Source organism: Corynebacterium felinum, assembly GCF_030408755.1.
In the GTDB taxonomy this organism is placed as follows: Bacteria; Actinomycetota; Actinomycetes; order Mycobacteriales; family Mycobacteriaceae; genus Corynebacterium; species Corynebacterium felinum.
Genome location: NZ_CP047209.1, coordinates 1,758,618 through 1,773,885, shown reverse-complemented (window position 1 = coordinate 1,773,885; position 15,268 = coordinate 1,758,618). Strand labels below are relative to the sequence as shown.

Below are 15,268 nucleotides of genomic sequence, written 5' to 3'. Positions count from 1 at the left end.
TTTTAACGAAGCGCTGCGATTGCCTTTGCAATCTTTGACTCGCTGACCTTATAGGCAGTGCCGAGTCGCTGGGCAAAGAAACTCACGCGCAGTTCCTGCATCATCCACTGGATATCTTTAACCGCAGTAGTTTTACTACGGTTTGGCGGAAGTTTCGACAGTTTTTCGGCAAGCAAATCTTCCAGATCATTGATAATGTCTTGGCGAATAGAATCACGGGTAGGTTGAATGCGCATCTCCTCCAAGCGAACCTTCATCGCTGCCAGATAACGCTGCAAGTGGCGCAGCCGGGAAATTCCATGAATCGTCACAGCGTTTTTCGGTAGAAGGAATGCCAACTGATCCTTCATATCCTCAATCGCAGGTCCTTTTCGTTGGCTAAGTTCAAGCTGAAGTGCGTGGAAATCAACCAACGCTGGAGCAAGCTGTACAACCATCTGGCGTACCAAAGACGGGACCTCGCCACGGATTTTCTCTGCCAATTGGGCAAAAACATCTGGATCGCGAACAGCGCCACCGTGTGCCATTAATGCGTCACGAACTGCAGACACTCGAGCGTCTTCGACAAGTCCTGCGGCACCCCCGTGTGGGAAGTTTTCCACGCCTACTCGTTCCTTTAACGGCAAACCATTGAGCACCTTTGAAGCGTTGACAGTGATTTGGCGTAAAAGAAGCGTTAATGTGGCGGTGATCATTGACGCATCCGCCTCAGCTTGAGTACCCATGACTTTTAATGCCACACCATCAGCGGTAGCAACCAGAGCTGGGAAAGTCGTAACCTTTTGGCCGTCAACTTCAGTGACAAACTCTTCAGGGATTGTGCCGAGAGTTTCAGATGTCCAGTGGGTGGCAGGGGGAAGTTCCATTCCTTGGGTGACTTGGGAAACAGAGGATTTAATTTGTCCCTGGCGGCGCTCTTTCAACGCGGTCAGGGACTTATCCGTGTCGATGACTTTTCCGCGCCGATCGATTGCCGCAAAAGTCATGCGCAGATGCTGCGGTAAGCCGGCAAAGTTGAAATCTTCAGCGTTAATGCCTTGACCACCGACTTTTCGCAACGCTTGAGCAAGCTGAAGCGCAAGAGGGACAGGCTGGTTTGGTTGCAGAAGGGGTAAGACCCGAGCAGCGAAATCTGGAGCCGGAACAACAGTGCGACGAATTGTTTTCGGCAAACTGCGGATAAGCTCAGTGACAAGATCAAGCCGCATGCCTGGGACAAGCCACTGGAAACTTTCGGCGCTCAGTCCAGCGAGCAGCGGTACGGGGATGCACACTGTGACGCCGTCGTCAGGCGTGCCCGGGGCGAACTGGTAGCTGAGCTCAAATTCTAGTTCCCCTTCCTGCCACAAGCTGGGGAAGTCTGCTTCCGTGACTTCGGCGGCTTGCTCATACACGAGTGTGTCAGGGTCAAAGTCGAGCAGTGTGGGGTTTTTCGCGCGGTTCTTTTTCCACCAGTTGTCGAAGCTTGCGCCACTGGCTACGTGGGCGGGAATGCGTGCATCGTAGAACGCAACGAGTGTCTCTTCATCGACGACGATGTCGCGGCGACGCGCACGGTTTTCCAGGTCCATTGCTTCGTCGAGTTTGCGTACATTCTCGTGGAAAAAGTGGTGTGTTGTGCTCCATTCACCGTTGACCAGTGCGTGGCGGATGAACATCGCGCGTGCTGCTTCTTGGTCGACGTGGTGGTAGGGGACGAGTCGGTCGGTGACAATCGGGACGCCGTAGAGGGTAGATCGCTGGTTGACTACTGCGCTGGCGCGTTTGTGGGACCAGTGCGGATCGGAGTATTGGTGTTTGAGTAGCCCGGCTGCAAGTTTTTCCACCCAAGCTGGGTCGATTTCGGCGACATCGCGAGCCCACAGGCGCGAGGTTTCTACTAGTTCGCTTGCCATCACGCACTGGGGGGTGGATTTTGCTACGGAGCTGCCGGGGAAAATGGCGAAGCGAGTATTGCATGCGCCAATATATTCGCGGGTGTCACCCTGACGAATGCCAATGTGAGACAGTAATCCGGCTAACAGTGACTGGTGCAGTGCGGTGGCTTGGGAGGGGTCTAAGCTAAATGACCTTGGGTCCTCAGTGACGTTGACCAGTGCTTGTGCAACGCGTTGGAACGGTTTGGTCGAGGACGAATTTTTTGCCTTGTCGCGGGATTCAGGGATTAAACGGTCGAGGGAGGAATCGTGCAGTTTAGTCCACCCAATTTGTTCACAAATTGCTTTGAGTTGGCGCACGAGGTCGAACCACTCGCGAATGCGCATGTAGTGCAGGAATTCTTGGGTCATCCGCTTTTTAAAGGCGTTGCCGGTGTTTTCATTGCGTACACCGGTGACGTATTCCCACAAGGTGAGGTAGCTGAGGAAATCCGACGACTTGTTTGTAAAACGTGCATGTTGTTGGTCTGCTTGAGCTTGGAATTCTAGGGGGCGTTCCCGTACATCTTGGATGCTTAATGCAGCCACGACGATTTGTGCTTCCCGCAGGACACCGAGCCTATTGGCTTCCACTAGCATGCGTGCCATGCGTGGGTCGAGTGGAATGCGGGCGATATCTCTACCTATTGGGGTCAGTTGTGGGTTTCCGTCTGAGCTTTCGCGTTGTTCGAGGGCACCGAGTTCGTGCAGTAGCGCTAGGCCGTCGCGGATGGCGCGGGTATCGGGGGCTTGGATGAAGGGGAATTCTTCAATGTCGCCGAGTTTGAGTGCCGCCATCTGCAAAATCACGCTTGCTAGGTTGGTGCGCACGATTTCTGGGTCGGTGAATTCGGGGCGTGAGAGGAAATCTTGTTCGGAGTAGAGTCGAATAGCGATACCGTCGGCGACACGTCCGCAGCGGCCTGAGCGCTGATTTGCCGATGCTTGTGAGATAGGTTCGATCGGCAGGCGCTGTACTTTGGTTCGGGTTGAGTAGCGCGAAATGCGGGCTGTGCCGGTGTCAATAACAAAGTGAATGCCGGGCACGGTGAGCGAGGTTTCAGCGATATTGGTTGAAAGCACGATGCGACGCGTGGAATGGGGGCTAAAAACTTTGTGCTGTTCTTGGTTGGATAGGCGTCCAAACAAGGGGGTGACTTCCACGTTCGGGTAGCGGCGGGCTTCGATTGCTTCCATGGCTTCGCGGATATCTGCTTCGCCAGGGAAGAAGCAGAGAATGTCGCCGTCGCCGTATTCCATGAGTTCTTCGATGGCGCTGAGGAGGCCGTCGATCGGGTCAATGTCGATTGTTTTGTCGCCCATCTCTACCTGGAGTGGGCGGTAGAGAATTTCGACAGGGTAGGTGCGGCCTGAGACTTCGATGATCGGTGCTGGGTTACCGTCGGCGTCGGCAAAATGTTCGGCGAAACGCTCAGGGTCGATGGTGGCGGAGGTGATAATGACTTTGAGGTCTTTGCGGCGGCGTAGAAGCTGCTTTAAGTAGCCGAGAATGAAATCGATATTGAGGCTGCGTTCGTGTGCCTCGTCGATGATGATGGTGTCATATGCGTTGAGGTAGCGATCGTGTTGCATTTCGGCCAGCAGGATGCCGTCGGTCATAAGTTTGACCGTGGTTGTGGGGTTGACGTGGTCGTCGAAGCGGATGGCGTAGCCTACGGTGTCGCCTACTCGTTGTCCGAGTTCGTCGGCGATGCGTTCGGCAACTGTGCGGGCGGCCAGACGCCGCGGCTGAGTGTGCCCGATGAGCCCAGTGCGTCCGCGCCCGAGTTCAAGGCAAATTTTTGGGATCTGGGTGGTTTTACCTGATCCCGTCTCACCAGCGATGATCACAACTTGGTTGTTGTTAATTGCTTCAGCAATGTCGTCTTTGCGGGCGCTGACAGGTAGCGACTTCGGGTAGGTAATTTCAGGGATGCGCTCAAGGCGTGCGTGGAGGCGTTCCCGCGCATGACTCATGTCTGTGGCAATCGCGTGGAGTGCTTTGAGCGAACGTGCGTTGGTGATTCGGCGTCGAAAAGCGAGTGCATCAGTCAGCGCAAGGGAGTGAGTATCTTTTTTAAGCGTATTTTGTAGCTCGATAACATCGGGTGATAACGGGGAGTGAGTGCGTCTTCTTTTCGTTTTTCCGCGACGTTTCTGGTTCTGCTGCGCACTCTCCGCAGGCTGCGTGCGCGGGGTGGGGGTGTGGTCGGTGTGGGCGTTGTGCGACAAAGGCGTGGTGTTGTTAGACATAATTATTCAATATTCTAGCGCCCACCGGCGGGAGGTTAGGTGTCGCGAACTGAAGTGCTAGGACGTTCGCGCAAGCGCCACAGCGTATCGACGGCGGGGATAGGGTGCCACCGCAACCCACTGCACCCTTCGCGGCACTGTAGGGACACAGTATCGTGGTGTACAAAGGATGAAAGCGCAGGCAGACGTGCGAACAACAGTGGTGAGCACGGGATCAATGTAGTGTTTAGATCCCCCAATAGTGGTTAAGGAATATCCTTAATTTCTCACCATCACGGCATAAAAGTGCAGGTTATGGTTTTGGGCCAAACTCAGACAATATTTAACCAAGATTACCCATGAGCAAACGTTGTTCACCCTGCATACACTACTTTTCAATCGCAATAGTGTTCTTCAAAGCCTATGAAAAACACGCCCACCCTTAGACATGCAAAGAAAAGAGTGATCCGACGAGTGGATAATCAACCATTTAATCCATACATGCCCACCAACCCGTATCAAGGCGCACAACCGGCACACAACCCATACTCGCATACACCGACTATGCCTTACACTGGGATGCTATCGATTCGCGCTTCTCTAAAATACGCATTCACCGCAACATTCAATGCACTATGGATATGGCTGGCACTATCCTTGCTCCACACGGCCACTCTCGGTGTGACAAATGCAATCCAGGAACGTATTCGCCAGAATGACTTGTTGGTGGAGCACTTGATGCACGGCGACGAATTTCCTTGGCTTGAGATCCTCAATGTTGTATTCGCACCACAAAATCTCGCGATCAGCTTTATCTTCCACTTGCTGACCACCACATTTTTCGTGCCCCTATTCCTCGCTATTGCGCTGGTGCAATTGGATGGGCTCAAACTTCACTGGGAGAACATCAAACCTAAGCTCTCAAGCCTCAGAGGATTTGTCACCGCGGCTTTGCTATGGGTCATCGTCCAAACCCCACTAGCCGTTCTGATGATCTTTTTCCTCGACTTACCTTATCGTGACCTCGTTACTGGTACTATCGTTGGATCTTTTAGCTACTCCATCGCAGTCTTTTGTGTTGGCACAGCCTGGGCAGTGCTGACCATTACCCTCTTTTTCTTTATGGTGCACAGTGTGCTTGATGGTAAAGCAACGGTATTTGGCGCATTGGGCGAGTCTTTCTCACTGTTTGCTCAACACCCCTTGAGAGTCTTTGCCGGACTGCTCTCCATTCATGTGATTAACACACTTATGACCCTTTCAACCTGCGGATTAGGAGCGCTTCTTGTCGCACCCCTGCTTGCTAACTTCTCAGCACACCTCTACCGACAACTCAGTAATCAACGGTATACACAGGTATTAAGCGCAGGGAACAATCCCCCATTTACACCATGAGCACAATCGCGCCGAGTCGATGCCTTTGTTACTAAAAGAAAGGCTCCCCTTAAGTGGGGGTGGATTTGTGGCTGTGTGAGCGATGAAGATAGTGAGAGATTTTCTGGGTTGTTCAATCGGTGGACACGTTTCGGTTGAAGTCGCATTATCCCTGTCATAGCTGCATTTTTTGAACAGCGCTTGTGGAGCAGAACCATGCTCACTTGCGCAACGCTCGAAGCGCGAAAAGATAACAGGTAAGTGTGCCTTGAGGTCGATCAACGTGTTTTGTGAATATGATTGGGTGCGGAAGTCTCCGCTTTGCACACCTTCACAAGTAGTCGCACGAAATACAGTGGGGGATAGAACGCTGTACAGCGAGGGAGAGTCAAATTAATGTGTGAAAGAAAGGACGTGTTCCATGAGCGACGATCAGAATCGAAATAACGGTATGCCTTCGCAGCCTGAAGATCGGCCCGCACACAATCAGGACAATTCAGATTCCACTTTTGGTTATGGCCCCACAAACCACCCTGAAGACCACACCGGATTTGGAACTCAGCCACCCACTTACCCAACTTACCCAACTGGTGAAGATCAAGGACACTATGGCTCCTACGGTCATGGGTATGACGTCGGCTATTCTGATCCGCATGCGATGAACGCTGGCCATAGTGGTCAATTAGATGAACTGAACCGTTATACAAATACGCGCATGGTGACTCGTTCACAGGGTGCAGATTTTATGATGGCCATTAACTACGGCTTCAAAGCAACCTTTGCTAAGCCACTGTTTTGGTTGGGCACGACAGCCATTATCATCATCATCACGATGATTATTGGCCTCATCGTTTTCTTCTCCAATCCTCTCTTTGGGGCCTCACTTGATCCGACAAATATGGATCCAGAAACATTGGCTCTGTTGCAGGATCAATCGAAGTTGGATGTAGGCCAAGCGCTGGGCTCCTCCTTTGCCACGATTATCATGATGTCGATTGTGACGCCATTCTTTGTTGGCGCAAGCTTGGCTCAGATCGATAACAAGGATTTGAACTGGAAGTCGATTACAGAATCGGCAAACATGCCAGTCAGCTTCCTAGCGGCATTTTTCGTCATGCTCCTGACGCAGCTACCAACCACTTTCATTCAGTTGGCGCTGTATAAAGAACCGGAATTTGATCCAGATACCGGACTGCCATTGATGGGGGGCTTCAGTGCTTTCATGCCTAGTTTTGTCAGCTTTTTGTGGGCAATATTCGTGGCTATCCTGTTCACCATCGCTGTGCATTTGGTGGCTGATCGTCGTGAAACCAGTGTTGGGTCGATCGGTGCCTCGGCACAAATTGTTGGCCGCAACTACTTCCAGTTCTTCTTCGGCTCGCTGGCCGTGAGCATCATTTTGGGCTTCGGTACTGTTCTGACGTGCTTTATTGGTTCGATCGTCTTCTTGCCCATGATGTTTAACTACCAGGCGCACCTTTACCGCCAAGCAGCTCAAGGGCGCTATCCCGAAATGTAAATGTAGAAATACTTTTGGAGATGAGACATAGGTGACAATCAAAAAGTTCCCACCCTCGTAGACTCTACGAGGGTGGGAACTTTTTAGTCCTTATGAGGTTTCTTGAGCGGGACGTCCAGTGACTTTTTCAAAAGCCCGGGTGACCACATTGCCCAACAACTCAAAATCATCGACGCGAGTAGAGGAAGCGCGGAAGGTCAAACCAACAGTGCGGGAAGCTGAAACATCCTCAGCAAAATGAGCAGTCGTTAATCTCAGACGAGTACATTCAATATCTTTTGCCGATTCAGGAATCAACGTTGCACCCATACCAGCTGTAATTAACTGAAGCACAGTCGTCAGTGATGATGCTCGTGTTTCAGTTTGTGTGTTCAACATAGGATTGAATTCGGCATGGCGACACAGATCGACAACTTGGTCGCGAAGGCAGTGGCCGTCATCGAGAAGCAGTAAGGATACATCCTTAATATTATCCAACGAAAGATCGTCACGTCCCGCCAGCTCATGATCGTTTGGAACAACCATGATGAAGTTTTCCTCAAAAAGTTCGATTTCTTTCAACCCTGGGGTTGATGTCGGCAATGCGACGAGCGCACAGTCAATTGCGCCATCGCGCAACGCAGTGAGCAAGTGTTTTGTCTGGTCTTCAACGATGTGAAGTTCAAGCTCCGGATATTCTTCGCGGACAATCTCAATGATAGTGGGAAGCAAGTAGGGTGCAACGGTGGGGATAATGCCGATAGACAACGGTCCTGATAAAGACCCAGTGGCACCATGTGCATGCGCCAAGAAGTTGTCGGCGGCATCCAACGTTGCTTTGGCTAAGGGGAGCAATTTTTCCCCCGCAGGAGTGATAATCACGCGACGGGTAGAGCGCTCAATAAGTTGAACATTCAAGCCTGCTTCTAAGGCAACGAGTGCCTGGGAGAGAGAAGGCTGTGAAATATTAAGCTTTGCCGCTGCGGTGCCAAAGTGCTTGTTTTCAGCAATGGTGACGAAAGTGCGCAACTGGGCCAGCGTTGGCCGGTACTCTTTATTGCTCATGCTTATAAACACTAGCAAATCTATTTAAGAAAATGTATTTATACTGGTCAGTGCGCCCGTTAGTTGTGAGCAAACTGACGCTCGGGGGTGGCTTAAGGGGGTGTGTTAGTGGGCTAATTCTACATTGACTGCCCGTTATTTCGCGGGTGATGAGAGCTGTGGGGTGATTAAGGCTATTTTACTTCGGTATGCGTGGTGGCGGTGCGCGAGCGTGTGAGATTTTTATTCCACTTTAGTGCTGGGCTTGAAGAAAAACTTGGGAAACGCAGGTGGTGGGGGCTGGACGAAGGGGTGGTGCTGGAGGTGGTAGAAACGTAACGCTCATCACAAATCTATTGTTAAATTTTAGTTAAAAATGCAGGACATCGGGTTGGTCTGATTAGGTCTAATAGGCTGTGTCTCATTCACTATTTAGAAATAATAGGTAGGTTTGCTAGGGTTGTGTTTGTGTCCTCGTCTACCAATGAAGCATCAGTTTTTGCCCGCAAATTCTTTCCTTGTGTCGTCTAGCGCGCATGGAAGTAGGCGTTTGCGCTGATTGGTCTACTCTTTCGGCGTGTAGCGTCTAGTGCGAAGGACGAGGCGGGGGTGTTACGTATGTGAACAGGATCCTCTTTTTCCTTAATTATTTATTTCAGTTTTCCGCACTCTCTATTCCATTGGAGGAATAATGGCTGTTTTGTCCGTTGGTGAAAAGTTCCCTGAGTTTCGCTTGACCGCTCTCAAAGGTGGCAACTTGCATGACGTGAATGCTGCTGCACCAGAAGACTACTTTGAGACTGTTTCCCTAGATTCCTACGTGGGCAAGTGGAAGGTCATTTTCTTCTACCCTAAGGACTTCACTTTCGTATGCCCAACCGAGATCGCTGCTTTCGGCAAGCTGAACGAAGAGTTCGAGGATCGCGACACTCAGATTCTGGGAGGCTCCGTGGACAACGAGTTTTCTCACTTCAACTGGCGTGCACAGCACCCAGAGCTGAAGGAAATCCCATTCCCAATGTTCTCTGATATCAAGCACGAATTGATCCGTGCTCTTGGCGTTGAGAATGCTGATGGCGTTGCCGATCGTGCTACCTACATCGTCGATCCTGACGGCATCATCCAGTTCGTAACTGTGACCCCAGACGCTGTAGGCCGCAACGTTGACGAAGTTCTTCGTGTTCTGGATGCGCTGCAGTCTGAAGAGGTGTGCGCGTGCAACTGGCAGAAGAATGACCCAACCAAGAATATTGACCGCTTCGAGGAGCTAAAGGCAGGACTGAAGTAAATGAGCGTTGAAAACCTGAAGTCTGCTCTCCCTGACTACGCGAAGGACCTCAAGCTGAACTTAGGTGCCCTCGCTCGCCAGACTGTTTTGAGCGACCAGCAGAAGTGGGGCACTTTCCTAGCTTGTGCTGCAGCAACGAAGAACCCTACCGTGATTCGTGAAATCAATGAAGAGGTTGCTGCGGTTTTGAGCCCAGAAGCACAGTCCGCAGCTTTCGCAGCTGCGTCTATCATGGGCATGAACAACATTGCTTACCGTGCCAAGGGTTGGTTGGGTGAAGAATTCGCACACGTCCGCATGGGCTTGCGTATGAACATCATGGCTAATCCTGGCGTAGAAAAGGCTGACTTTGAATTGTGGGCTACTGCTGTGTCCGCCATCAATGGTTGCGAGCACTGCACCATTGCTCACGAGAAGGTTCTCACCGCAGAAGGCGTGAGCAAGGAACAGATCTTTGAGGTAGTCAAGATTGCTGCCACTGTTTCTGGTGTTGCTCAGGCACTGAGCATTCAAGAGGCACTGGCCTAAACTTTATATTTCGCACTGTCACTCCCTGCACCACTGATGAAGAGGTGCGGGGAGTGAAGTCATTTCACAACAGCACATGCCTTTGAGTGAAATTCACACACGCAAAAGCGCCTGAACCGGTCATCATTAAGAACAATTCAGGCGCTGAAGTGGAATTTAGCTTTCAAACGTGAGGGAACTCAGCCGGACTTCACCTGCAGCGTCGGAAGCATCAAGATCGATTGTTGCACGGAAGCGGAAAGCATTATCACCTTCGGGATCTTTGATAATCTGGGTTGCCGTCCATATGCGCCCGTTTTTTACAAGACGGAAATACTCAGGACCACGAGCTTCAGGTCCGGTGTCGAGATCAGAATACTCATCAAAGTACTCGTCCATGGCGGCGCCAAAATCAGGTAGATCCTCAACATACTCAAACATGCTTGCTAGATCGTCTTCCTTTTCATCAGCGAAAAGGCTGACAATACGGAACATAAGGTTGCGTACCATAATGGTCAACGCTCGCTGATTAGCAGACAATGCTGTTGGATCTTCCACCCCGAAGGCGAGTTCACGTGCCAGAGTATCGGCGGAAATTGGAGTATCGGGATCAGCCATTTGAGCCCACTCATCCACGAGTGAGGAGTCAACCTGGCGCACGACCTCACCAAGCCACACAATGATGTCGTCTAGCTCATCCGTCACAAACTCGGCAGGTACGGAATGCTGTAACGTACGCCAAGCATCGGTGAGGTAACGAAGCACAACACCCTCAGCACGAGCCATGCCATAAGTGGCAATAAGATCAGAAAACGTCATGCCATTTTCGATCATGTCCCGCACGACCGACTTCGGGCTGAGATCAAATTCGCGTGCCCACGGCAGTTGCTTGGCATACATATCGTATGCCTGTTGCAGTTCCTGCGCTAACGGTTGGGGCCACGTAATTTCCTCAACAATGGCCATGCGCTCGGTATAGTCAACACCCTCAGCCTTTAGTGCTGCTATCTCTTCACCGCGACGAGCTTTTTGCTGTGCGATAAGCAGAGCCCGAGGGTCTTCCAAAATTGCCTCATAAGTACTGACCACATCCAAAGCGTAGGTAGGGGAGTCCTTATCCAGAAGCTCAAGTGCTGCCATAGCAAAAGGCGCAAGAGGTTGGTTCAAGGCGAAATCGCGCTGAAGTTCCACCGCAAGACTGTATCGTCGCCCCGTGGGGTCCGGCTCGTCGAGACGAACAACAATCCCGGCGTCGACAAGGCTACGCACTAGCTCTAGAGTTTTCAGAATGTCTTTGTTCTGCTTTTCCCGCGAATCATGGTTCCCGCGAAGGAGGTTTCGAAGGTGCTCGAATCCGTCACCAGGGCGGGAGAGCACGTTAAGAATCAGCGAATTGCTTACCCTAAATTGGCTTGTGAGCTGTTCAGACTCGGCCGTGATGAGGCGTTCGTACGTTTTTTCAGTCCACGTCACCTCGCCGTCGCGGGCAGACTTCTTTCGGAGCTTTTTCAGCTTCGCGGGATCTTGACCGGCACGTTGACGCAAGCGATAGTTCTCGATTTCATGCTCGGTTGCTTCGATATACACATGACCTTGGGTATCGTAGCCTGCTCGCCCCGCACGCCCGGCGATTTGGTGGAATTCACGGGAGGCCACAATGCGCATCTTAGAGCCGTCGAACTTAGCCAAGCCGGTAAACAACACGGTGCGAATCGGCACATTGATGCCCACGCCAAGGGTATCAGTGCCACAAATAACCTTCAATACACCAGCTTGGGAGAGTTTTTCCACCAATCGACGGTATTTAGGAAGCATCCCAGCATGGTGAACACCGATGCCACGGCGCAACAGCTTCGATAGTGTACGGCCGAAGGTAGTAGTGAAGCGAAAATCACCAATCTCAGCAGCGATACGCTTTTTTTCTTCAGCATTAACCATGCTGAGCGACGTCAGGCTTTGCGCCCGCTCTGCAGCCTCGCGCTGCGTAAAGTGCACCACATAAATAGGTGCCTTATCGGTGGAGAGCAACTGTTCAATTGTTTCGTGCACGGGCGTATACACGAACGTAAATTCTAGCGGAACCGGGCGAGTGGCTTCGCTGCCCACCAGCGATGTGGTGCGCTGAGTGCGCCGCGAAAGATCCTCCGAAAGCGCTGTTGTATCGCCGAGTGTGGCTGACATTAAAAGGAATTGGGTATGGGGGAGCTCAAGGAGCGGAACTTGCCAGGCCCAACCACGATCAGGTTCGGAATAGTAATGGAATTCATCCATCACCACCTGGTCAATAGTGGCGCGAGCGCCATCGCGCAGCGCAATGTTGGCCACGATTTCGGCAGTGGCGCAAATAATCGGTGCGGAACCATTCACCGTGGCATCGCCTGTCATCATGCCAACTGACTCAGGGCCAAAGATCTCACACAGGGCGAAGAACTTTTCACTCACCAATGCCTTGATAGGCGCGGTATAAAAACTGCGTTGCCCACGCGCAAGAGCAATAAAGTGAGCAGCAATCGCCACCATAGACTTACCACTGCCAGTGGGGGTCGCGAGAATAACGTTATCGCCAGCGAGAATACCCAACGCTGCCTCTTCTTGGGCGGGGTAAAGCTCAATACCGCGGTGCTTTGTCCATGCAAGAAAGGAATCGAAGATTGATTCGTCGATGAGCGATTCGGGGACTTCCTGCAAATCGGGCAGCATTTGGGTCAAATTCACACTCCCCACACTATCCTAGGTTGCGTGAAATTCTGCTGAGTTACACGCAAAAGGTGGTGAAGACAAACCCCCTTCACGTGCATGCGGCTCGCACGTGAAGGGGGAAGGTCTTGGAATGTTTAGATTTGTGGATGCTCTGGATCTTCAGGGCTATCGAGATCAGCTAAGAACTTCTCAAACTCTTCACCCAATTCTTCGCCCGACGGCATCTCGTTAGGATCGATATCGACGACCACGGTGTCAGTTTCAGATTCGAGCTCTTGCTGCTGCTGTTCCTTCTCGTAACGAGCCATCGCCTCGTCGTATTGTTGTTCAAGAAGCTCAACAACGGTAGAAACTTCATGGGACTGAGCCATTTGCTCCTCGATTTGCAGCGCTACTTTCGCAGCGTCTTCCTCCAAGGTGCGCAATGGCAGTTCCAACTGAGCGACCTCCGCTACTGCTTCAAGAAGCTGCAATGTGGCTTGCGGATAGGCAGAAGCTGACACGTAGTGGGGAACATGCGCAGTGAAACCAACCACGTTACAGCCACGCTTGACCAATTCCCGCTCAATATACAGCGCAGCTGAGCCGGGGATTTGGAAGCGAGCATCCATGCGGTGATGGGAACCAAAAAGCGAGTGATCGTTGCCGTGGGCACTAATCATCAGCGGCCGCGTATGCGGCACTGCCATAGGGGCTGCGTAGAGGCACACAGTTTGAGACACGTTGTAGCGTTCGACAAGGTCACCGACTACTTCGCTAAAAGCTGTCCAGCGCAAGTCTGGTTCAGGACCAGACAACAGCAAGAAAGACTGTTCGGCATTGTCGTGAACAGCGTGGATTCCCAAGTGGAGATCGTCGATTTCAGCGAGCGAATTGTGATCGAGGGTAACGACCGGCCTACGGGAGCGGTAGTCAATGAACTCGTCGTTGTTGAAAGAAACGACAGGGCGGTGTTCTAATGCGGCTAGCAGGTGTTCGGAACTAGCATCGACGGCATGGCCAGCGTCTGCGTAGCCTTGCAATGCAATCACAAGGGTGGGTCCGGAGTTTTTCTCTGTGGACAGTACTGGTGCAGGAAACTCTAGTTCGTACATGGGCTTGATGTGCTCGTTCACGATGAAATCCTCCTTTTAACCTTTCACTATCCCCATTTGTTTGTTCTTTGTTACTCTTTTCCGCATGGTTTTAGCAATTGCGGCGCACAAGCGTGCAGCTGAGAGTCGGCGCTAAAAAACCCAATCTTACCTTAAGACATGCTGTTTTTCATGTTCCTAAGCCTTAAGCGTGTCTGTTCTCACACCGCGTTGAGTGGGCGTGTTAGTGCGGTGAAAACTGCCGTGCTTTTCACATGCAGTTGAGTGAAAATTTTTAACCACAATTAGTTCCGGCTCGCAACTCGAAACAACGCAAATTGCCAAAATCTGTGGATAACTCGGGGGTGTTTTTCAAATTCCACAGATTTTGGTGCTGCGCTGAGTGCTTCGATTTGCGCGCCGTAGCATTTGGCCTTCAAGTAGAAAGTATGACTAGTTCGTATTGCCAGCTTCCTGGAACGTTGCTGGCGAATATTCCAGGGATCTTGGGTTTCTACCCCCATGATTCCGTTGTTTTCGCTGTCTTTACTCACCCAGAATTGAGTGAGGATGTCGATGGCGAAGCTGGGACGAGTTTTGATCTCGGTCCAGTGCTCAGGATTGATATTTCGCGCCTGCGTTACCTACCAGACTTGGGTGCAAGTATCGATGAGCTCAATCCCGCGTATGTGTTTGCCTTCATCATTTCCGATCGCGACAAAGACCCCAACTTTGTGGATCAGGCCTACCTGTTGCTCACACAGGGAGCTGATGCACAAATCGTGCATATCGATGCATGTTGGCACACAAACGACATTATGAGTGGCAATCCGTACCACTTATGGTTCCAGCGCGAGCCGCGAGGCGAAGTGGATCAGACACAACGCGTATTTCCGCCAGTAGACCCTAAGGGTGTGTGGATGAAAGGATCGATTCCATCTGTGGCGCAGGCTGTGAGCACGCAGTCACTGCTCAAGCAAGGGTTTTTGCCGGAACTGAGTCGGGATGATTGTGTGGCGTATTTCGATGCTCACGTTGAGCCTGAGTCGCCGACGCATTGGCGGCGCAGGGATGCGGTCATTCAGAAATCGTCAGCGATGCTTTTCGACGCCGAAAACGACGTCGAAACGCTCACGCCACACTTTGCGCGACTTCATGCTGTCATCGATACGCTCGATCACGATCCCGACTACACACTCACCGAAGCGGAGTTGGAATTCGTGGGTGCGATACTCGCGCGACTTGCGTTAAGAGATGCGTTTTTACAAACCCTGACAAGCAAGGCACAACCGTGCCTGAATTTGGCACTCCAAGTCGCGCGGGCACACCGCGACCAGGTACGCTGCAACGCCTTGTGCGTCTACGCGCTGACTGATGCGATGCACCTTGCCAGCCCACGCGTATTCCATGCTCTTATCGCCTCCCAGGAGGAGAACCCCGAGCATCGGCTCACGCAGTTACTGCTCACTGGCTATCAGCATGGCAAACTACATCAGGCAGTAGCAGCAGTGACCAAAGGCAGCGAAGCAACCTTAAATAACTTTGGGAAACGAGCTGCCTAACTGCTCGCGCACAGAAATTTGCACAGAGACAAACCCCAGTAAGTATCGAAATTACGAAGGTTTAGGCAACTGTG

9 protein-coding genes are annotated in these 15,268 nt (G+C 51.7%); 5 read left to right on the top strand and 4 right to left on the bottom strand.

The genetic code is table 11. The features are described 5' to 3' along the window. Positions 1-2 precede the first annotated feature (2 nt). A complete protein-coding gene (hrpA, locus tag CFELI_RS07595) occupies positions 3-4,169 on the bottom strand; it encodes an ATP-dependent RNA helicase HrpA (protein WP_277105002.1) in 4,167 nt (1,388 codons plus the stop codon). Between the two features lie 453 nt (positions 4,170-4,622). Here hrpA and CFELI_RS07590 point away from each other — a divergent pair, with 453 nt between their 5' ends. Next, positions 4,623-5,543: a hypothetical protein gene (locus CFELI_RS07590; protein ID WP_277105003.1), complete on the top strand. Its 921-nt coding sequence runs from the start codon at positions 4,623-4,625 to the stop codon at positions 5,541-5,543. A 400-nt stretch (positions 5,544-5,943) separates the two neighbouring features. After that, positions 5,944-7,041 carry a hypothetical protein gene (locus tag CFELI_RS07585; RefSeq protein WP_277105004.1) on the top strand — a complete coding sequence of 366 codons (1,098 nt, stop codon included), beginning with the start codon at positions 5,944-5,946 and terminating at the stop codon, positions 7,039-7,041. A 90-nt stretch (positions 7,042-7,131) separates the two neighbouring features. Here CFELI_RS07585 and CFELI_RS07580 read toward each other — a convergent pair whose 3' ends face one another. Beyond that, complete coding sequence (locus CFELI_RS07580) at positions 7,132-8,085, bottom strand: hydrogen peroxide-inducible genes activator (protein ID WP_277105005.1); 954 nt, start codon at positions 8,083-8,085, stop codon at positions 7,132-7,134. Positions 8,086-8,755: 670 nt separating this feature from the next. On the opposite strand from CFELI_RS07580, the gene CFELI_RS07575 reads away from it, so the two are divergent. Together CFELI_RS07575 and ahpD are read left to right on the top strand one after the other, a co-directional pair. After that, a complete protein-coding gene (locus CFELI_RS07575; protein WP_277105006.1) occupies positions 8,756-9,352 on the top strand; it encodes a peroxiredoxin in 597 nt (198 codons plus the stop codon). After that, positions 9,353-9,880 (top strand): alkylhydroperoxidase, AhpD family, encoded by a 528-nt coding sequence (gene ahpD, locus CFELI_RS07570; RefSeq protein WP_277105007.1) that lies wholly within the window; start codon positions 9,353-9,355, stop codon positions 9,878-9,880. Between the two features lie 156 nt (positions 9,881-10,036). Here the strand turns inward: ahpD and CFELI_RS07565 are convergent, their stop codons facing one another. Then, on the bottom strand, positions 10,037-12,574 hold the full coding sequence (locus CFELI_RS07565) for a DEAD/DEAH box helicase (RefSeq protein ID WP_277105008.1): 2,538 nt from the start codon (positions 12,572-12,574) through the stop codon (positions 10,037-10,039). Positions 12,575-12,693: 119 nt separating this feature from the next. Further along, complete coding sequence (locus CFELI_RS07560; protein ID WP_374724733.1) at positions 12,694-13,674, bottom strand: PAC2 family protein; 981 nt, start codon at positions 13,672-13,674, stop codon at positions 12,694-12,696. Positions 13,675-14,081: 407 nt separating this feature from the next. Here CFELI_RS07560 and CFELI_RS07555 point away from each other — a divergent pair, with 407 nt between their 5' ends. Continuing rightward, a complete protein-coding gene (locus tag CFELI_RS07555; protein ID WP_277105009.1) occupies positions 14,082-15,194 on the top strand; it encodes a DUF4192 domain-containing protein in 1,113 nt (370 codons plus the stop codon). The last annotated feature ends 74 nt before the right edge of the window (positions 15,195-15,268 follow it).